Raw genomic sequence first — 19,367 nt, forward strand, 5'->3', positions numbered from 1 at the left:
GGCCGCCAGGGCGTCCCGTCGCTGGTCATAGCAATCTCGCCGGTAGTCCAGGCAAGTCCGCAGAGGTTGTTCAGAACGATGTCGAACCGCATTCGCGGTGACGCGCCGTAAGCGGTGGCGTTACGCAGGAACGTCGGCGAGAAGTCATCGTCGGCCATGGGCGCGACATCACGCTCGACGAGCGCCTTGCACCGGGCGTACGGAGTCTGCGGGTTGACCGGCGAGGCCTCGGCGACGTCGGCACCTTCCGCGACCCCGTAGACACTGCACGACGACATGTAGATGAACCGCGATACACCGGCCCGCCTGGCGAGGGTGGCCAGCCGCACGGAACCACCGTGGTTGACCTTGTAGGTGACCTCCGGCGCGAGTGCGCCGAGCGGGTCGTTGGACAGCTCGGCCATGTGCACGACCGCGTCCACACCGGAAAGGTCGTTCACGGTCATCCGGCGCAGGTCCCTGTCCAGGGTATAGGGGTTGCGGTCGCTCCCCCGGTACAGCCAGCCGTACTTGTAGTACCCGGTGTCCAGGCCGACGACCTCGTGACCGGCCCGCATGAGTTCGGGTGCGACGAGGCAACCCAGATAACCCTCGGTACCGGTGACGAGCACCTTCATGCGCATGTCCTCCCGCTGTCGAAACTGCATGCCGAGCTCGGACGGGGCCCGACCCACCGCCTCGCGACCCACCGCCTGTTGACAGGAGACCGTACCTACCCGTCCGCCCCGAGCGGTCGGAGCAGGCGGGTCGACCGCGAGATAACGGGTCCTGTGCGGACATACCCGCTCCAGGCCTTCACACGCGTACCGGTATCACGGCAAGCCGGATGGAGACTACTGTCGGTTGTTCGGAAGATACCGGACGCACATCACCCGCAACCGACATATTCACCGAAAGAGATCGCACGAACACTCCATGTAGAGTGGCACACTCGCCGGGTGCAGAAGGTACAGCCAGCCTGGATGACCTACCCGGATGAACCGACCGCGCGGGACGAGCGACGTGAATGGCCGTTCGAGCTTGTGATCGTCAGCTACCACAGCCGGGGCCAGCTCGAGGGGATGCTCGCCGTCCTCCCTTCCGACATCCCCGTTGCGATCATCGATAACGCGGGCGGCGCGGACAGGGTCGACGAGCTCATCTCCGACATGCCGAACGGTCGCTACCTCGACTCCGGCGGCGGTAAGGGGTTCGCCAAGGCCGCGAACCTGGGGGTACGAACGTCCCGCCACGAATATCTGATCTTCGGTAATCCGGACAGCCGGCCCACCGTCGCGGTCATGAACACGCTCGTGGCCGACGTGCGCGAAGACCCGGAACTGGCCCTCAGCGCCGCGACCATGGCGGGCCACGACAACCGTCCGGAACTCGGCAACGGCGGATGGGAACCGACGCCGCGCCGGGTCCTCATGCACGTCCTCGGCGCCCACAGGATCGCCCCGACCGTCGGACTGTTCGCCCGCCCGACCCCCGACCGGGCGATGGACGTCGAGTGGCTCACCGGCGCGTGCCTGGCTGTCCGACGCAGGATCTTCCTGGCCCTGGGCGGCTTCGACGAGAACTTCTTCGTCTACAGCGAGGACATGGCGCTGGGGCGCAAGGTCCGCGAAGCGGGCCTGCGCCAACGGCTGCGCACCGACCTGCTGGTACCGCACGGCGCCGGCGGCTCGGGCGCCGCGAAAACGTGGATGCTGCAGATGCGGGGCGCATCCATGATGAAGTACCTGGGCATGCACAACGCGGCATCCCGGGTACGGCTGATGCAGTCGATGCTCGTGGCCGGCTATGCCGGTCGCGCGGCGCTGTCCCGGGCCCGGGGCGACACGGCCGCCGCGGCCGAGCACAGTTCCTACGTCAGGGGACTGGTTTGCGGTCCGCCCGCGCCATAGTCCCTGACCGGAAACCGTTGCTCCGCAGGCCCCCTGCCCGGAAGCCGGCTCAGCCCAGCCGGCTCAGCCCAGCGCGGACCTGATCCGGCCCACGAGTGCGTTCGGGTCGAGTTCCCGAGAGACGAACGCACGGCCGGCTTCGCCGATCCGACCGGCCAGCTCCGGTGCCGCCAGGAGCCGGCAGACCGCATCGGTGAAGCCGGCGGCGTCGTCCGCGACGAGCAGGTCTCGCCGCGGCGTCCACCCGAGGCCGCGGCCACCGACCTGGGTGCTCACCACCGGAACGCCGGCCGCCATCGCCTCGACCACCTTGATGTTGACACCGGAACCGGACCGCATCGGGTTGAGCGAGACCGACGCGCCCGCGACGTACCCGCTCACGCTCGGGACGTCGGTGTGGACGCTGACCCGGCTGTGACCGCGCAGCCAGGCCACCAGCTCCGGGTCCCCCCGACGCCCGACGACCTGCAGCGACGCATCCGGGTGCCGAACCCGCACGGACGACCAGCAGGTGTCCAGGAACCAGCGCAGCGCTTCGATGTTGGTCGGGGTGTCCAGCGAGCCGACGAACAGCAACCGGCCGGGGACACCGCCGGACGCGGCATCAGTACCGGCTCCACCCGTGGCACCGGCTCCACCCGTGACGGAGCCGGGCAGGAACGGGGGCAGGTGCATCGTGCGCACGCTGCAACGCGCTCGACGCCAGGCATGATCCTCGACGGAGATGTCCGCGATGCAGGTCACGTCCGGCGAGTGGTGCAGGGCGTCCTCGGCGTGGCGCAGCTTGCGGTACTCGATCGCGCACGCCGCCGAACGCGGCCCGGACGTGCTCCGCGTGAGGATCCGGAAGTACTCCGAGTCGATGTTGTGCGCGCGGACGAGGTGCGGGATCCGCCAGGCTCGGGCGATCTGTTCCCCCAGGTGCGCGACACGGCAGCTGTAACTGATCACCGCGTCGGCGCGCCGCGGGGTAACCGTGAGTGCCCGCCGCAGAGCGCCGACCGGGCGGGACGCGTAGGCGAACGGCCGTGGTCCCAGATGCGCCATCGGGCCGGGCCTACGGGGTAGCCGGATCACGGCGGCGCCGGGCAGAGCGTCCTCGTAGGCCGTCACGTCGAGCTCGGTGGGGGTCGGGACGAGTACCTGCGGCCGGATCCCCACCGCGACAGCCGCCGACAGGAAGGTGAACGTCTCCACCCGGCCACCGGCGTCCGCGGGCAGGAACGGCTCTTCAACGATCACGGTCCAGCGCTCGACCTCATGACCCATACTCTGGATCTTCACTGACGCCTCCCGCCTTACGTTTGACTACATCTAGTTATGAAACTACCGCAGCTACCTCCATATGATGTCAATCAGCTCTCACCCGAACACGGGTTACGGTGGTGGCCATGGCTGGAGTACAGGCATATGGACGGAACGTCGCAATCACATTACTAGGAGCGATAGCAGCCTATGGTCATGCTCTGTACCCTTTTTATATCGGCCTGAAAAGCCGCAGTCGGCCCGTCGAGGAGCCCGAGGATCCGCAGACCTGGCCATCGATGAGCGTTGTCGTGTCCGCGTACCGCGAAGCCGCGGTGATCGCGGACAAGACCGACGATCTGCTCAGGAGTGGCTACCCAGGCCTGATGGAAATCGTCGTCGTCGCGGACGACCCGGCAACGGCCAGGGCGGCCCGACGGCCCGGGGTCCGGGTCCTGTCGTCCGATGTGCGCCTCGGCAAGTGCGAAGCCGTCAACCGCGGGGTCGCGGCCGCGCGGCACGACATCGTCGTCCTCTCCGACGCGAACGCGGCGCTCGCTCCCGGCGCTTTTCAGGCTGCCGCGCGGCACTTCCACGATCCGGCGGTCGGCGCGGTCGCGGGCGAGAAGCGGGTCGAGGACCCCGCCGGCGTCCAGGGCTTCTACTGGAGGTTCGAGTCCTGGCTCAAACAGTGCGAGTCGACCACCGGCCAAACCATCGGTGTGGTCGGTGAGATGCTCGCGTTCCGCCGGGAAGCCTTCCGGAGGCTACCGCCGGATGTCGCGGTGGACGACGCGTGGCTTGCCCTAGACATCGCCGAGGCCGGCCTGCGGGTCGTCTACGAGCCGTCCGCGTACTCGGTGGAGACCTCCAACCTCACGTACAGCGAGGAGTGGGAACGGCGCACCAGAGTGGTGGCCGGCAACCTCGACATGCTCTGGCGCCGGCGGGACGCGCTTGTACCCGGAGCCCTGCCGGTCACCCCCCAGCTGTGGGGACACCGGCTCGTCCGATCATCGTTCGGGCCGATGGCCCATGCGCTGCTGATCGCCATGAGCATCCCCGCGGCCCGACACAGCCGTGCCGCACGGATCTTCCTCGCCGGTAACGCCGCCGGTGTGGGGAGCCTGGTCTCGGTGCTGCGAGGCGGTAGCCCGCCGGCACCGGCGCGGCTCGCCGCCCAGGTGTTCTTCCTACAGGCCGTGGCACTTGGCGGGGTCCGGCGTTTCCTCACCCGGAGCAGGTCCGCGCTCTGGCCGAAACCAGAACGACGGGCAGCCCGCACGTCGATTTTCACCGCGGGTGTTCGGGTGTCCTGAACGGGTAACTGGAGGGAGGGGCATGGTTCGGCGACCATCCGCCGACCAGCCGGCGGGGCGCCATCGGGCGAAAGGTGAGCTCAGGTGACGGTTGAACGCCTCGTCGGGCGGCGCGGGACAGGCAGGCCCCTCCTGCCTCGTCCGGGCACGGCGCAGGGATAGCCGCCGATGTTGGAGATGACCGCCGGGCCGCCGATAGACAGCCACGGCTACCGAATACTTGCTCTCGGCGCGCACTCGGACGACGTGGAGATCGGCGCGGGCGGCACCATCGTCCAACTTCTGGCGCGGCATCCGAGCGCTACGGTCCACTGGGTGGTCTTCGCCGGCTCCGGAGCGCGTGGCAGCGAAGCCGAAGCAAGCGTGCGGGACCTGCTGGGAGGCTCACTCGGTTCGCTGCACCTGCACGAGGTCCGCGACGGCTTCCTCCCGCGGGAGTGGGGTGGGGTGAAGGAGATACTTCTCCAGGTTGCCCGCCAGGTCACCCCGGACGTCGTCTTCGCGCCGGCGCTGTCCGACGCACATCAGGATCATCGGACCCTCGGGGAGCTCGCCTGGCAGGCGTTCCGTGGCGCAATGATCCTCGGGTACGAAATCCCCAAGTGGGACGGTGACCTGATGCGCCCATCGCTGTACATACCGCTGTCGGAGGAGACCGTGGCGGCGAAGCTTGCGCACATCACCCAGCACTTCCCCAGCCAGAAGGACAAGCCCTGGTTCGACGAGGAGACCTTCCGGGCGGTGCTGCGGCTGCGCGGGGTGGAGTGCGGCGTCCGCTACGCCGAGGCGTTCGAGGCCCGCAAGGTCGTCCTCTCCTGGTGACACGAACCTTTTGCCACACGCCCGGTGCCACACGCCCGGTCGTCAGCGGACGACAACGGTCGACCAGGCCTGCGGGACAAGGATGTGCGGCTTGCCTGATCCGTCCGCCGGCTCGGCCCAGGTGTCGGTGATCGAGTCGGCGTCGGCATCCCGGGGCAGCCCATAGGTGACCGTGTCGTTGTCGAACCAGGCGATCTGGTCGTCGACGCTACGGGTGTCCGCCAGTGCCGTGCGTCGCATGGTCCTCAGATCCAGCACGCTCGCCCGCCATCGCACCGGGTCGTCCGTGGCAACCCTTTCCTTGAAGGCCAGCCGTGTCTCATCCGGTGACAGCGACGGGCACTCCACGTTGGTCGTGAGGGTATGCACCTCCTTCGCCCGCAGGCTGCCACGTACCAGGTAGGTGGTGCCTCCGGTCGCGAGCGTCGCATAGAACGTGTCATCGTCCATGCCGAAGGTCACACCCCAGAAGTTCTGGTCCGGTGGGTTGATCCGCCGACCGTCCCGGAAGATCGCGAACTGCTCCAGGCTGCCCAGCTCACCGCGTTCACGGACGTCATAGAGGGTGGTGGTGGTCGAAAACGCCGGACCTGCATAGGAATGTCCGGAAACGAACACGGTCACCGCGGCCAGGTGGCCGTCCGGTGACAGCCGTGCCCGGCTCGGTGGACCGGCGAGCCGGAAACCGCGCGTCGGCCGCAGGTCCGAACCGAACAGGTAGGCCTTGTAGGTGGTCACGACGCCGCGATCGGCACCCAGGCAGATCCCCGACTCGCCTACGACGTCCACCCGCTCGCACGACAGCGAGGTGACCGCCCGCGGACCGGCGGGATCGTTCAGGGGGACCATCGACACCAGGCCGTACGAGGAGTCCTGAGCTGTGCTTCGGAAGACGATCCGCTGCCCGCCGACCAGGGATTGCGGCCTGGGACCCCCACCGGCGGCGAGCGCCGCGGACCGGCGTGGATCGGCCGCGTCGCGACGGGCCACATGCAGCCCGTACCCACCGGCCAGGCCCACCGAGGCGATCAGGACCGCCACGAACAGAATCACCCGCCACCGGCGGGACCGCGCCGCCGGTCCAACAGGTGTTCGCGGCCCGCCGGCCTGGCCCGGTTGCGGGCACCGCATGATCGAATCAACCATTCCTGTCCGCGTTTCGTTCCGAGTCGACCGGTTCCGAGTCGACCGGTTCCGAGTCGACCGCCGGTGTCAACGTCCCGGCTCGGCTCACCACCGTCACCGTCAGAAGGCACGCTCCGGCACCGACACCGCAGGCAAGCCACAGCGCCGACCGCGCGCCATGGGTCGTCCAGACGGCGCCGAAGCCGGCGGACGCCACCAGCTGCCCGAGTGCCACACAGCTCTGTAACATCGCGATCCCGCTGGTGCGCGACTCCCTCGGCAGCAGCGCGCTCACGGCCGCGGCCATGACACTGTCGGTCGCGGCGTAGAACATCCCGAGCAGTCCCAGGCACCCGAGCAGCACCGGGACGCCGGGCCGCGGTACGAGCAACAGCAGATATACGGCGATCAGCGCGGCATGACCCACGACCAGTATCCGCATCCGACCCACGCGGTCGGCGAGCTGTCCGAGGGGAACGGCCAGGACGAGGTACACCCACGAGGTCCCCGCGGCCAGCAGCGGGAAGTAGTAGGCCGCAACGTCCACCTGCTGCTGGAGACGAAGGTAGACGAACCCGTCGCCGACCGCGCACAGGGACAGGGCAACCGCCGCGATGACGAGCGCGCGGTAACGACGCCCGGCCAGCAGGGCAGCCGCCGCCCGCACGGCGTGGGGCCGCTGCCCGGTCGGAGCGCGCTCGCCGTCGACCGGGTCACTCGCGCCAGCCGGCGGGTCACGCTCCACCAACAGGACGATCACCGCGACGCCGGTCAACGCGACGCAGGCGCTCACGACGAAAACCAGGTCATAGGACTCAGGCGACGCGGCCAGCAGCGCGAAGGCGACGAACGGCCCGAGCATCGCGCCGACCGTGTCCAGCGCACGGTGAACCCCGAAGACAAGCCCAAGGTCACGGGATGCGGTGGCGAGGGAAAGCAGTGCGTCCCGCGGAGCGGTCCGGATGCCCTTACCGATGCGGTCGGTGACCAACGACCCGGAAACCACCGCCGGCGACGCGGCCCCGACCACCAGAACGATCTTCGCCACGGCCGACAGGGCATACCCGGAGGCCGCGACGTCACGGTGCCGCCGCCAACGGTCGGATGCAAGCCCGCTCACCAGCCGCACGAGAGCGCTCAGCCCCTGGTGCAGACCGTTGACCAGGCCGTACTGGAATGGAGTGAAGCCCAGCGTGCCCACCAGGTAGAGCGGCAGGACCGCGGTGACCATCTCTGTCGACAGGTCGGTGAGCAGACTGGTCAGGCCCAGGAGCAACACGCCTGCGCCGACGGCCCGACGCAGGCGGTGAGCGGCTCCGCCTGACTCACGGCGCCCCGACGTCGTCCCGGCCGCGCCCGGAGTCCGTCGCGCGCCCGATCCCGCGGGATCGGGTGGACGATCACGCAGTGTGGCGTACATGGACTTCCCTCACCAAAACAGGCTAGGGTACCCCATATAGATCTTCATCGTGGTATTGAGGATCGAATCGGCTGGCCGCGCCGATGATCGTGACTCGAGAACAGAAAGTGACTACCGATCAGAATGCGCGACAACGGGAGTCTCCTTGACTGTGCCATGCCACCACACACCCGGCCGGGACACCGAGCGCAATTGCGAGCAGGCAAACGGTAGCATTTTCTCAACCGATACCACTGTAGGCGCACCCAGTGATCGATTAAAACCCTCCAGAAACACAACTAGTCCAACACTCCGACAGTAGTTGAAGAAATAACAAGATCGTACTCAGTGGTCACAGGGGACCGCGCTACTGTCATCGACTGGAGGGCCAGAGCCGTAATCCCAACGGCGCACCAGCGCAAGGAGGAAAAACGACAGTGGGCTCACATCGCTGCCTGGGGGGGCGGCTTGTGCCTCTACTTGCCGGAGCGGCAGTAGTCGCAGCTGGAGGGCTCGTCAGTTGCAAACCAGCGGTGGAACACGGACCGAAGGCCGCACCCTCGCCGTCAGCGTCCATCGCAGTCACGGCGACCCCGAGCGCGCAACCGTCCCAGCAGCCAACACCCCAGGTGAGCGCGGCGACAACCGCGCCGAGCGCTCCGAAAACAACCCCGCCGAGCGCTCAGACACTGGCGGCACCCGCCGTGAGCAACACATTTCCGAACGCCGATAACACCGGGGTGCCGGCCGGCGTGACGCTGACCAACTACACCGGCCCACGAGAGATCACCAAGGCCAACACCGTCATCCAGAACGTACGGATATCCGGTGGGGGCCGCATCACCATCTCCGCTCCCGGAGTAGTGATCAAGAACAGTGTGATCTCGACCGATGACACCTTCGACGTCAGCATGAACGACAATGTCGCGAATGCCTCGGTGGTGGTCCAGGACTCGGAGTTCGTAGGTAGCTACGACACCTCCCCGCACTCGGAAATGGCCATCCGGGGTAAGGGCTGGACGATTGAACGGGTGGAGATCCGCGGCTATCGCGACGGCGGGGGCCCCGACGGCAACAACACCATCGAGAACTCCTACATCCACGACTTCGTCGTCAGTTCGGAATGTGAGCACGCCGACGGGCTGCAGGGTCTCGGGAACACCAACAACATCGCGATCCGGCACAACACGATCGACATGGCTCTGGATCACTGTATGGCGGGGGTCGTCCAACTCGGAACCGAGAACGGCGGCAACCACAACGTGACCGTCGACGACAACTGGCTGGCGGGTGGAGCATGGGTTTTCTACTCCAGCCTGCTGCCGTCCGGCAACACAAGTGACAACATCCGGTTCATCAACAACCGGCTGAGCAAGAAGCACTTCGCCACCTACGGAAACTACGGTGTGTGCGCCAACTGGATAGCCAATGCGGCCGGTGTCGCATGGTACGGGAACGTGGACGTGGACAGCGGCGCGACCATCCCGGCGCCCTGAGACCGGGCCCGGACGAAAGCCCGTCCGGACAGAACAAAACAACCTGCCACATGACGACGGCCCGGGGAGATCTCCCCGGGCCGTCGTCATGTGGCACGTCATATGGCAGGCGCTGTCGTTATCGGCAGCCAGGTGCGTTCTACCCTCGGCCCCGCCTGGCGCTCAACGAGGCAGCGACCGAGGCCGCGGCCAGCAGCGCCGCACCGACCGATGCCGCGGTCCGCGCCCGCTTCGCCATAGACGACTTCGCCATGGGCAACCGCCGGCCCGCGCTCGTGAGCCGGTCGTACACAGCGACATAGCCGGGTGCCTGCAGGCGCCAGTCCAGCACTTCGACGGCCCGCTCACGGCCCCTCTTGCTCAGCAACTCGCGGCGCTCCGGGTCCTCCAGGAGATCGGTGACCGCACGCGCGAACGCCTCGACGTCACCTGGCGTTACATAGCAGGCAGCGTCACCAGCGGAAACCCTGGTCTCGATGAGGTCGAAGGTGACCACCGGTACCCCGTAGGCCATGTACTCCATGGTCTTGTTCATGGTGGAGACCTCGTTCAGCGGGTTCGCGGGGTCCGGACCAAGCCCGACCGCGGCGGTCCGCAGGTACTTCTCGATGGTGGCGCCGTCCGCCCTGCCGGTGAAGGTGACGTAGTCGTCCAGACCGAGTTCGGTGGACAGCGCGCGCAGCTCCTCAAGACAGTCGCCGAATCCCAACAGGGCGAGCTGGATATCCTCCCGGCCGTCCTTGTGGACAAGGATGTCGAGCGCGCGCAGGACGAGATCAACACCGTCCTGCGGCCCCATAACACCGAGATAGACAATGAGATGGCTGCGGCCTCGACGTAGTTCCGGGACGTCCGCACCCGGGCACATCCGGTCGGTGTCCGGGCCGCTGCGTACCACGGTTGTGTCGCTACGGTCGTGGCGTCCCCGCCCGATCGCCACCAGCCGGTAGGACTCATTGGTGGAAATCACGTGGTCGGCAAGCCGGTAGGTGATGCCCTCGAGCAGGTAGAGGCCACGCAGCAGAATCGGGGACGGCCGGTCGAAGCGGGACCGGTAGACCTCGGGGCACAGGTCGTGCTGGTCGTAGACGAACTTCGTCCCAGCAATCTTGTAGGGGGCGGCGAGCAACGCGTAGGTGTCCGGTGGATTGCATGCCTGGATGACGTCGAAACCGACTTCACGACGCACCCGGACGGACAGCCTCGCGGTCTTCAGCCAGCACACCACGAATTCGGTCAGATAACCCCGGACGCCGGGCTGTGTCGTCGGAGCGTCGTATTTGTAGAGGTGGACACCGTCAAGTTCCTGGTAAACGGGATCCTGCGGCCCCTTAGGGCAGATCACCGATACGGTGTAGCCGCTCCTGACGAGCTCCTGGCATTCCAGCCAGACCCGCCGGTCCAACGGTACGGGCAGGTTCTGCACAATGATCAGGACACGTTTGTTCACCTGAGTGGTTCTCCCAGCTTCCCCTGGGGCATTCGCCCGCGGCCACGCCTCACGTCATGCATCTCCTGGTACCGATCCGGTCCGTGGTCAGGCCGCAGCCATCCGTTCCCCGTTGGCGGACACCGACGGATATCCCGGTTGCCACTCACCGCGGGCCTTCCAGACACCCACCCAGGCGTCGGCGGTCGGCGAGGTTCGTCCCAGGCGGCCGGCGAGGACCGCCAGCCCTGCCCGCACGGCCACGCCGAGAGTCAGCAGGCCAAGTGCGGCCGTCTGGGAAGTCCCTGGCCGAAAGTGGTCGCGCACGAAGGTTGTCTTCGCCCGCATAACCATAATCATCTTGTCGGATCGACGGGCCGAGGAAGCACCCACGTGGTGGATGACCGTCGCGTCCGGGGTGATGACCGGACGCCAGCCAGCCCGGCGCGCCCGCACGCTGAGATCCGCGTCCTCTCCGTACATGAAGTAACGGGAGTCGAAGCCACCCAGTGCGGCGAAGACCTGCCGGGGAACCAGCAGCAGGCAACCTGTGACCACACCGACCTCGCGCACGCTGTCACGAGGCCATCCGCCCAGCGACTCCGGGTCGAACAGCGCCGAACCCTTTCGCCAGGTGCTCAGACCCAGGCCGAAACAGGCCAGGCTCCACAGGGTCGGCACTCCCCAGCACGAACTCGGGTCGAGTGCGCCGTCCGGCCGCACTGTTCGGCCGCCGTAGATCCCGTGGCCGGGGTGCGCGCGCGCAAACGCGAGCAACGCCCCGAGCGCGTCATCCAGCACGACGGTGTCCGGGTTCAGCAGCAGCAGGTACTCACCCTTGGCGCGCTCCGCCGCGAGGTTCACGGCGCGGCCGAAACCAAGGTTCGTCGCGGACTCGACCACCTCGATGTCCCCGAACGCGGCACGGATCCGCGTCGCCGAGGAATCCGTCGAGGCGTTGTCGACGACAATCACCTCGTACGAGGTGCCCCGGGTCTGTTCGTGCAACGATTCCAGACAGCGGACGGTGAGATCCGCGGTGTTGTAGGAGACGATCAGTACCGAGACGTCGACGCCCATCACCCGTGCTCGCTTCGCTTACCGACAACCCGGGCCGGCGCTCCGACCGCGATCGAACCGGGTGGCAGCGACCGGGTCACCACCGAACCCGCACCGACAATGCAGCCGTCACCGATCTCCACTCCGGCGGTCACGACGACCCGGGCACCGAGCCAGACGTCCCGGCCGATACGGACATCGCGTTCACGTTTGGGTTGGTGCATCACCGGGACATCCGGGGCGATCTGGTAGTCGGACGCCGTGACGAAGACCTCGGGGCCGAACAGCGCGTACTCGCCGATGTCGATACGCCCGGCCTCGTTACCGGCCCACAGATAGCTTCGCTCACCGATGTGGGCGTGGTCGGCGATACTGATTCGTTCACCGTTACGGATGGACACGTTCGGTGCCAGCCGCACCCCGCTCCCGAGCGTGAGCCGCACCTTCTGCCGGGTGTGGGAATAAGCATAGAAATGCAGGATGCGGAACATGTGCGCATAGGGACGCGGATCGAGGACGGATTTCAGGGCGTTGATCCGCCGCGCGGCGGCGTCATTCCCACCGGCGGGCCCGCTCACGCGGCTGCTCCGGTCACCCGACTGCTGGCATCCCGCTCCCAGGTACCCAGCTGTCCGCGCCGTACCTTGCGTCGGGCCAACAGCTGCGCCGCCCCGGAGACGGCCACATATGCCGGAACGGCGGTGGCCAGCGCCGGGGAGGCCCGTACCACGGCCAGCCAGTCGGGAAGTCGACCGGTTCGGGTGTGCGCCGCGGCAACCGGGGCCAAGGCCAGCTGCCGCATCTGGATGTTGCCCGCGTAAACCCGGATCTTACGTAACACCAGATCGCGGGTGGTTCGCGCGGGATGCACGACGAACTCGACGTCGCTTACGGTCCTGCGCTCGTCCGAGGTGAAACGGTGGTAAAGGAAGAAATCGTCGGCAATGGCATCCGGGAAACGGTCGAAACGGGCACGACCGGCGGCGCTGACACCCATCACACCCGAGCCGATGTGATGGTCGCGAGCGTAGGGCAGCTCCAGCCAGATCCGGTAGTAGTCCCGGACGATCCGACTCACGCCGGCGGTGTCAAGCCGGATCCGTGGTGCGGCCGCGAGCACCTTGCCCTCCCGCAGCACCTCGGCGACCCGTAGAAGATCAGCACCGCGGACCTCGATGTCGGCGTCCACGTAGAAGCGCGGGAAACCGGTCGCGGTGTCATCGCCGAGGTTGAGCGCCCCGGCCTTGCCCGGCGTGGGCGTCTCCACCACCCGCGCGCCGGCCGCACGGGCGAGTTCCGCGGTGCGGTCGGTACAGCCGTTGCAGACGACGACGATATCGAGGTCACCGGGATGCACGCCGTCAGCAAGCCGGGTGAGGCATCGGCCGATCACGGCCTCCTCGTTGTGGGCGGGAACAACGACGCTGGCGAGAACAGTCATGCCACCACCTACCTGTGAGATCCGTCGGCCCGGACGCTCAGCGCCCCGCCTGGCGGCGGGCACGCAGCGTCCGGGCCGCGTCGACAAGGATCGGCGGGGTCGACCGACGAGCAATGTCCTGGGCACGGGCGAGACCGGTCGGCCGAAACGCCTCACCGGGCCTCGCCCGAAACAATGTGGTGTGGTCGGGTGAAACCTCGTCGGCCGGGCGGCCGTTGGTGTAGTAATACCAGGCCAGTGACCGCCGGGTAACACCTTCGGGCGAGCGCAGCGGATCGGGGTGACCGTGGTAGGAGTAATCGGTGGTCGCGAAGACCACAAACCTGTTGAACAGCGGCGCGACACGGTGGACGACCCTTGTCATGTCGCGGTCCCACAATTCCAGGTGGCCACCCCACGACTCATCCCAGTCCTCGTTGAGGTAAAGCAGGACGTTCAGTCGCCGGTCCACACCGAGCCGACGGTGTCGGTTGAAGTCTGCGTGAACTTTCAGAAAGCCGCCGCGCACGATCTGATGCAGACCGCCACCGACGAGGTGCGGATCCGGCAGCAGACCGGCTATCGTGGTCAGATCCTCAAGAAAATCGATGAAGGGCGAAGAGTTGAACTGTTGCAGAATGTGACGCAACGGCGTCGGCATAAGGGTCTCGTCCGCCAGCGCAAGCTTGACCTCCTGACCGGCGTCGAAACGCTGCCAGTCGGAGTCCCCCGGCTTGGGGAAGGCGTTGACGACATCCCGTAGAACATCGGTCGGCAGGAAGTCGTCGATGACCACGTGCCGGAACGGCAGTGCCGTCCCGAAGGAGACGCGGTACTTCTCCGCCAGCGGCTGAAGGCTCTCCCGGTCAAAATAGTAGTCCAACGCTGTCTGCGGCAAAACAACCCCCAACGCCCCGGGCGGCCCCGACAACACCGTCGGGACTACTTACTTCCACTACGCCCCGTACAGCGATACACCCATACGGCGACTTACCTGTTCCAACACGCATACTGTAGACCATCCAGGTAAGAGCGCCCGAGGGTGGGGCGTTCGGCAAGGAAGCCGGGGTTCCTCGACGGATCGGCGAGGCCGATCCGTCGGATCCGGTCCGGGTGGAGGCATCACCAGGTGGAGGAGGGATGCTCCCCGGAGCGGGCCGGACGTCGCCGCATCCGGCAGCAATGACGCTTAGTAAAGGGAAATCATCAAGCGATGAACACCAAAAGCACAACGGACAAGAAATCTGGAGCCGGAGAGCGACCGCTCCGCATCCTTTACTCCTTCCCGCACACCCTGGGTCGACCCGGGATCTCCACCACAGCTTTTCACCAGGTCAGAAGCCTGATCGACGCCGGATTCGCGGTAACGGTCCACTGCACCAGCCTGGCCGCCGACCTGACCGGTGCCGCCCGGGTTGTCGAGACGATGGTCACCGCAGACAGGAGAGTCCCCCACCGGGCCATCGGCGTCCGCCGCGCCTACGGCTACCACGACTGGCGCACCGCCCGGGAACTCGCCACCCACCCGTATGCCTACGACGCCGTCCATGCCTGGCCCCGCGGGTGCATCCGCACGCTGGACACGGCGCGGCGCATCGGCATCCCCGGGCTCCGCGAGGTCTGCAGCCCACACAGCAGGTCCGCCTGCGCCGTGGCCGAACAGGAGGCTGCCGCCTGCGGGATCGAACTGCCCCGCGGGCACGCCCATCGAGGCACCGCCGGCCACCTCCGCCGTGAGGACGACGAGTACGCCATGGCAGGCCGGCTGCTCTGCCCGTCCGACTACGTCGTCCGCACCTTCACCGAGCACGGTGTGAGCGCCGACCGACTGATACGGCACGCCTACGGCTACGACCCGGCCCACTTCTTCCCCACCGACATACCGCCCGCACCCGCACGCCCGTTCACCATGGTCTTCGCCGGACGCGGGGAACCGAACAAAGGACTGCACTACGCGCTGCGCGCCTGGCGGGATGCCGGCACTCCGGGCGAACTGCTGATCTGTGGAGTGATCATGCCCGAGTACCGGGCGAGCCTGGGTGAGCTGCTCCACCAACGCGGCGTGCGGGAACTCGGATTCGTTGACGACCTCGGCGCGCTCTTCCGGAGCGCGGACGCACTCGTACTTCCCAGCGTCACCGAAGGCAGCGCGCTGGTGACGCTGGAGGCGGCCGCGTGCGGGTGCGTCCCCGTGATCTCCGATGCCTGCGGAGCCCCGACCCGCCATCTGGTCGACGGTCTCGTCCACCAGGCGACCGACACCGCACAGCTGGTCGACCACATCAAGCTGCTGGTCAATGACCCGGCCACCCTCGCGAAGCTGCGGCAGGGCTGCCTGGACGCCCGAGGGGACCACACCTGGGACAGTGCGGGTAACCGCCTCGCCGAGATCTACCGCGAGGTCACCCGTCCCCAGCTTCCCCTTGGTGCCGTGCCGGCGGTGTGACGGTCAGCGGCAGGGTCGCAGACGGTGTGGTCGCAGACGGCGGGACCCCGGGCAGCAGGCGTGCCGCGTTGCCCGCGTAGACCCGGCGCAACACGTCAGCGGAAAGGTCCAGACCATAGGCGGCCCAACGACCCTGCGGCGGGGGGACCGACGTCGAGTACGCGAAGTGGTCGTCGTCGGTCTCCAACAACCGGAAGTAGGCGCGGTAGCCGTCCGCGGCCGGCGGGAACGAGTCCGTTCCGAACAACACCCGGTCGGCGAACCGCTCGATGAACCGGCGGGCCACCCGCGGCTGGCGTCCGAGTTCGGCCGCGCGGGCCGAGACGTCGATGCAGAGGTTCGGATACGCATCCAGCATCCGGGTGACCTCGCCCAGATCCTCGGCCAGGCAGCCGACGTGGGCTCCCACGAATGTCGTAGCCGGATGAGCTGCCACGACCGCCTCCAACGCACCCAGCAGACGCGGCAGGCCGGGCCCGCGCCGGCCTGGCGCGGAGTTGACTCCGACCCTGCGGGCCGCGGTCGGATGGCGGCGCAGCTCGTCGAGACGTTCGTTGTGGCGGTCGGGGCGGCGGAAGAACGCCACCGGGTCGCCGACGTGGATGAGGACCGGAAGACCCAGCTCACCCGCTGCCTCGAACACATCCGCAAGCCTCGGGTCATCGGGCAGTACCAACCGACCGCGCCCGTCGCGGACCCGCATACCGAGGTCCTTCCACACCTTGAGTCCACGCGCGCCCACCGCGGCCGAGGCGTGCAGCTGAGCGACCAGCGCATCGCTCGGACGTCGCCCCCGCAACAGCGTCCAGTCCAGATGACAGTAGGTGACGAACCGGCCCGGATGAGGCCGATCATAACGATCAAGGTTGGCCTCCAGCTCACCACCCCATCGGCCATCCAGATTGATGATTGTCGCGAGATTCAGCTCATCCATCATCGCCAGCAGCGCACCGACGTCGTCGACCATCCAGGAATCGTCCGAGCGGAGCCAGCGGCCCAGGTGGTTGTGCGCATCCACGGCGGGGTACGCGGCCTGTCGAACATCGGAGGCCGGTACCCGCAGGGTCGGCTGGGGATCCCACCGGGACAGCGGCGGGTCTGCGATACGCGACCGCAGGACGGCGAGGCCAGCCTTCTTGATCACCCGTTGTGGTTTCATGATCTACCTCCGGTTAGGGCGCACCGCACGCCACCGCTGGGCACGCGTGAAGACCCGCTCGGTCAACGGAAGGGTGAACATCAACCCGAGCATGCCGAGCAGAAGGACCATGCCGAGCGCACGTTTGCCACTGCCCGTCACCAGGGTCGCGCGGCCAGGCATGAGAGCCGGCACAGCGGCGAGACGGGTGTCCGAGGATGGCGCGGCGGTCTCCTGAACGGACTTAAGGACCACACCGACCTGTTTGACAAGGTCGCGCATCTTGGCGACCGCGACTTCGGGATCACTGCTCCAGACCGTGACCAGCACTGTCGGTGCGGCCGGCGTTCCCGGGTTCTCGGGCGTGCCGGTGGATTCGGCCGCGACCAGATACTCGGCGCCCGGCCCTCGTTTACTCAGGTCCACAACCATGCCCCGGCCGTTGACCCGGTCCGCGACCACCGTCACGATTGTCTGGTTGCTCAGATGAAAGGCCCGGTACGGGTTGGGGGCACTGGCGCCCTGAGCCATGACGGCGAGCGCCGCGGTCGCCTCGTACGTCCCCTTGACGGAACGGACGTGGAGCACACCGACAGCCACGAGCAGGACGACTGCGACGAACGCGTACCACCGCCGCAGGCACAGGGCCGGCAGGTTCCAGACTCCCGGATGCGGCAGATCGAGAACGGACCAGGGCAGATCCGCCCGGCCGGCCGGGGCGGACCCCTCCTCCGCATGCCGTAGGGCCTCGAACCGGACCAGCGCGCCCACGCTCCCGATCAGGATGAAGACCGTCATGAGCACCATCGCGTAGCCCAGCGCATCGAACGTCACAAAGGTCACACAGGCCGCGAGGATGGATGCCGCCAGGGTCTGGGCCAGGTTGCGCAGTTCGGGTTCCTGACTGCCGCGCCGCACGCGGCGAGCGGTGAGGAAGGAGCCCACGAACAACAGCAGCAGAATGCTCAGCCCGATGATGCCGGTCTCGATCCAGTGTCCGAGATAGGCGTTGTCCAGAATGCGGTACTTATCCGGCAGAAAGGTCGAAAAGCCGCGGCCGAACCAGAAGGAGTCCCTGATGTAGTCACCGGCAACGGTGTAGTCGGCCGTCCGGCCGGCGGCGCTGTCGTCATTACCGATGTGGATGAACAGCTCGAAGATTGTCCGTAGTGTCCCGGGGCTGGCTACCTGCACCGCGGCCAGGCAGAACGGCGAGAGCAGCAAAGCCAGCCGGCGCCGACGTGCAGGCCACGACGGGAGCAGAACGATCAAAGCGACGCCGATGCCCAGGATGGCGGATCGCGAAACCGACATCGGCATGGTCAGACCGATCACCACTACCTTGAACCACGCCCGCCGTCGGCGCCCCTCCGGGGCGTACAGGGCGAAGTGCAGCGCTATCGGCAGGATCAGCGCAAGGACCACACCGAACTCGATCGCGTGGCTCGCCGTTCCAGCCACACGGACCAACCCGTCACGCCCGGAGATGAAGCTCTGGCCTCCACCGGCGAGACCCGGCACCCGGATGTAGGTGTTGATGTCGAAGTCGAAGTAGAACTGGAGCAGTCCAAAAACCGCCAGCACCGTCCCGGCGGTGCACAACCGGCGCAGCAGAGTCTCCAAACGCTCCCTGCTGGGGACACCGTCAAGGACCGTGAAGGCCACGCCGAGGGCCGCCATGATGACCAAAATGCCGCGGTCAGCCGAACGGATCTCCTCACCGGAGATGGGCCGGGTCATCCCGGCCACATAACTGATGAGCACCGACAGCCCGAACAGGGCGAGCAGAATCCGACTGCCCTGCCCCGCCAGCGGCGGACGCTGCCAGGGCACCAGCCGGACCGCGACATACCAGATGAACAGCGCCATCCCGAGCAGCAGCGCCGGGTTACCGGCCGCGCCGAGCGGCGCGATGCGCATCCGCGCGGGAATCATGATCAGCAACACGAGGAAGGCGGTGAGCGCGACCACCGCATCCCCGCGGCGGAGCAACTGCAGACGCAGTTCCTGCGCCGCGGGTGCCGACGCCGGGACCCGGCGCGGCGTGAAGAAGATCCCCGTGCCGCCGATCGTCCTCTCGACGGAGGAGGTCATCGCTTCGGGAGTATCCGACGGCTGAACTCACCGGTTTCCAGTTCGACCAGGCCGTTCCAGTCCGCGTCCTGACCCGGGGAACCGTTTGTGTGCGTCTCGTCGGCTGCGGGGGATGTTGTGTCCGCCGGCCGACCGGACCGATCTTCCGCGCTTCTTGTCGCGGGGCTTGCGGCGCCCGGACGCACCGGTGACTCGGCGGCCGGCCTCTTCGAGGACGTCGAGGACGCCGAGGTACGCGCCGCCCCCGACCCTCGCGACACGGGAGACACGGCCGGCACGGGAGACTCCGCGGGCGCGGCGTGAACCCCGGCCACCGTCTCGGTCTGCGAGTCCGACCGGAATGGACGGCTGACTGAAGTTCTGATCGTCGGCTGCTCGGCGTAGCGAGGTGCTTGCGCATCCGCCCGCGGGAACGAGGACCCGGACGGCGAGGACGACCGGGACGGCGACGGGACTGCGATATCGCCGTGCGACCCACTGGCCGGC

General features: G+C 67.4%; 17 protein-coding genes. 6 read left to right on the plus strand and 11 right to left on the minus strand.

Features of this window, described 5'->3' with window-relative positions:
* On the minus strand, positions 1-617 hold a 617-nt coding region (locus tag NBW77_RS17255; RefSeq protein ID WP_250280011.1), incomplete at its 3' end, for an SDR family oxidoreductase.
* A 345-nt stretch (positions 618-962) separates the two neighbouring features.
* Here NBW77_RS17255 and NBW77_RS17260 point away from each other — a divergent pair.
* A complete protein-coding gene (locus NBW77_RS17260) occupies positions 963-1,889 on the plus strand; it encodes a glycosyltransferase family protein (RefSeq protein WP_131745326.1) in 927 nt (308 codons plus the stop codon).
* Positions 1,890-1,952: 63 nt separating this feature from the next.
* On the opposite strand, the gene NBW77_RS17265 is transcribed toward NBW77_RS17260, so the two are convergent.
* Positions 1,953-3,158: a glycosyltransferase gene (locus NBW77_RS17265; RefSeq protein ID WP_131745391.1), complete on the minus strand. Its 1,206-nt coding sequence runs from the start codon at positions 3,156-3,158 to the stop codon at positions 1,953-1,955.
* Positions 3,159-3,445: 287 nt separating this feature from the next.
* On the opposite strand from NBW77_RS17265, the gene NBW77_RS17270 reads away from it, so the two are divergent.
* Entirely contained in the window at positions 3,446-4,453 is a 1,008-nt protein-coding gene (locus NBW77_RS17270) for a glycosyltransferase (RefSeq protein ID WP_250280012.1), read from the plus strand.
* Between the two features lie 168 nt (positions 4,454-4,621).
* Positions 4,622-5,275 carry a PIG-L deacetylase family protein gene (locus tag NBW77_RS17275; RefSeq protein WP_131745325.1) on the plus strand — a complete coding sequence of 218 codons (654 nt, stop codon included), beginning with the start codon at positions 4,622-4,624 and terminating at the stop codon, positions 5,273-5,275.
* 42 nt (positions 5,276-5,317) lie between these two features.
* Here the strand turns inward: NBW77_RS17275 and NBW77_RS17280 are convergent, their stop codons facing one another.
* Complete coding sequence (locus tag NBW77_RS17280; RefSeq protein ID WP_175324637.1) at positions 5,318-6,328, minus strand: hypothetical protein; 1,011 nt, start codon at positions 6,326-6,328, stop codon at positions 5,318-5,320.
* A gap of 85 nt (positions 6,329-6,413) precedes the next feature.
* Positions 6,414-7,820, minus strand: a complete 1,407-nt coding sequence (locus NBW77_RS17285) for an MFS transporter (RefSeq protein ID WP_250280013.1) — start codon at positions 7,818-7,820, stop codon at positions 6,414-6,416.
* Positions 7,821-8,503: 683 nt separating this feature from the next.
* Here NBW77_RS17285 and NBW77_RS17290 point away from each other — a divergent pair.
* Positions 8,504-9,295 (plus strand): hypothetical protein, encoded by a 792-nt coding sequence (locus tag NBW77_RS17290; RefSeq protein ID WP_131745324.1) that lies wholly within the window; start codon positions 8,504-8,506, stop codon positions 9,293-9,295.
* A 139-nt stretch (positions 9,296-9,434) separates the two neighbouring features.
* Here the strand turns inward: NBW77_RS17290 and NBW77_RS17295 are convergent, their stop codons facing one another.
* The 5 genes from NBW77_RS17295 to NBW77_RS17315 form a co-directional block, all read right to left on the minus strand.
* Positions 9,435-10,745, minus strand: a complete 1,311-nt coding sequence (locus tag NBW77_RS17295; RefSeq protein WP_131745323.1) for a glycosyltransferase family 4 protein — start codon at positions 10,743-10,745, stop codon at positions 9,435-9,437.
* 87 nt (positions 10,746-10,832) lie between these two features.
* Entirely contained in the window at positions 10,833-11,804 is a 972-nt protein-coding gene (locus NBW77_RS17300) for a glycosyltransferase family 2 protein (RefSeq protein ID WP_131745322.1), read from the minus strand.
* On the minus strand, positions 11,804-12,361 hold the full coding sequence (locus NBW77_RS17305; RefSeq protein ID WP_242605562.1) for an acyltransferase: 558 nt from the start codon (positions 12,359-12,361) through the stop codon (positions 11,804-11,806). The genes NBW77_RS17300 and NBW77_RS17305 overlap by 1 nt, the downstream gene beginning before the upstream one ends.
* Entirely contained in the window at positions 12,358-13,224 is an 867-nt protein-coding gene (locus tag NBW77_RS17310; protein WP_131745321.1) for a glycosyltransferase, read from the minus strand. Before NBW77_RS17310 ends, NBW77_RS17305 begins: the two co-directional genes overlap by 4 nt.
* Before the next feature lie 37 nt (positions 13,225-13,261).
* On the minus strand, positions 13,262-14,101 hold the full coding sequence (locus NBW77_RS17315) for a 2OG-Fe(II) oxygenase (protein ID WP_250280014.1): 840 nt from the start codon (positions 14,099-14,101) through the stop codon (positions 13,262-13,264).
* A gap of 315 nt (positions 14,102-14,416) precedes the next feature.
* On the opposite strand from NBW77_RS17315, the gene NBW77_RS17320 reads away from it, so the two are divergent.
* Positions 14,417-15,649 carry a glycosyltransferase family 4 protein gene (locus tag NBW77_RS17320; RefSeq protein WP_250280015.1) on the plus strand — a complete coding sequence of 411 codons (1,233 nt, stop codon included), beginning with the start codon at positions 14,417-14,419 and terminating at the stop codon, positions 15,647-15,649.
* Here NBW77_RS17320 and NBW77_RS17325 read toward each other — a convergent pair.
* Together NBW77_RS17325 and NBW77_RS17330 are read right to left on the minus strand one after the other, a co-directional pair.
* Complete coding sequence (locus tag NBW77_RS17325; RefSeq protein ID WP_131745319.1) at positions 15,606-16,808, minus strand: amidohydrolase family protein; 1,203 nt, start codon at positions 16,806-16,808, stop codon at positions 15,606-15,608. The genes NBW77_RS17320 and NBW77_RS17325 overlap by 44 nt on opposite strands.
* Positions 16,809-16,811: 3 nt before the next feature.
* Entirely contained in the window at positions 16,812-18,881 is a 2,070-nt protein-coding gene (locus NBW77_RS17330; protein WP_131745318.1) for an O-antigen ligase family protein, read from the minus strand.
* Between the two features lie 117 nt (positions 18,882-18,998).
* Between NBW77_RS17330 and NBW77_RS17335 the strand changes: the two genes are divergently transcribed.
* Positions 18,999-19,184, plus strand: coding sequence for a hypothetical protein (locus NBW77_RS17335; protein ID WP_250280016.1), 186 nt, complete (start codon positions 18,999-19,001; stop codon positions 19,182-19,184).
* Positions 19,185-19,367 lie beyond the last annotated feature (183 nt).

Origin of the sequence: Frankia sp. Cppng1_Ct_nod (genome assembly GCF_920656135.1) — a bacterium.
GTDB lineage: Bacteria > Actinomycetota > Actinomycetes > Frankiales > Frankiaceae > Protofrankia > Protofrankia meridionalis.

Bases quoted from the DNA above. Each gene is read 5' to 3' on its own strand.
- NBW77_RS17330 (WP_131745318.1), bottom strand. From the start codon at position 18,881: ATGACCTCCTCCGTCGAGAGGACGATCGGCGGCACGGGGATCTTCTTC.
- NBW77_RS17310 (WP_131745321.1), bottom strand. From the start codon at position 13,224: ATGACTGTTCTCGCCAGCGTCGTTGTTCCCGCCCACAACGAGGAGGCC.
- NBW77_RS17320 (WP_250280015.1), top strand. From the start codon at position 14,417: ATGAACACCAAAAGCACAACGGACAAGAAATCTGGAGCCGGAGAGCGA.
- NBW77_RS17275 (WP_131745325.1), top strand. From the start codon at position 4,622: ATGTTGGAGATGACCGCCGGGCCGCCGATAGACAGCCACGGCTACCGA.
- NBW77_RS17265 (WP_131745391.1), bottom strand. From the start codon at position 3,158: ATGGGTCATGAGGTCGAGCGCTGGACCGTGATCGTTGAAGAGCCGTTC.
- NBW77_RS17260 (WP_131745326.1), top strand. From the start codon at position 963: ATGACCTACCCGGATGAACCGACCGCGCGGGACGAGCGACGTGAATGG.
- NBW77_RS17285 (WP_250280013.1), bottom strand. From the start codon at position 7,820: ATGTACGCCACACTGCGTGATCGTCCACCCGATCCCGCGGGATCGGGC.
- NBW77_RS17300 (WP_131745322.1), bottom strand. From the start codon at position 11,804: ATGGGCGTCGACGTCTCGGTACTGATCGTCTCCTACAACACCGCGGAT.
- NBW77_RS17325 (WP_131745319.1), bottom strand. From the start codon at position 16,808: ATGAAACCACAACGGGTGATCAAGAAGGCTGGCCTCGCCGTCCTGCGG.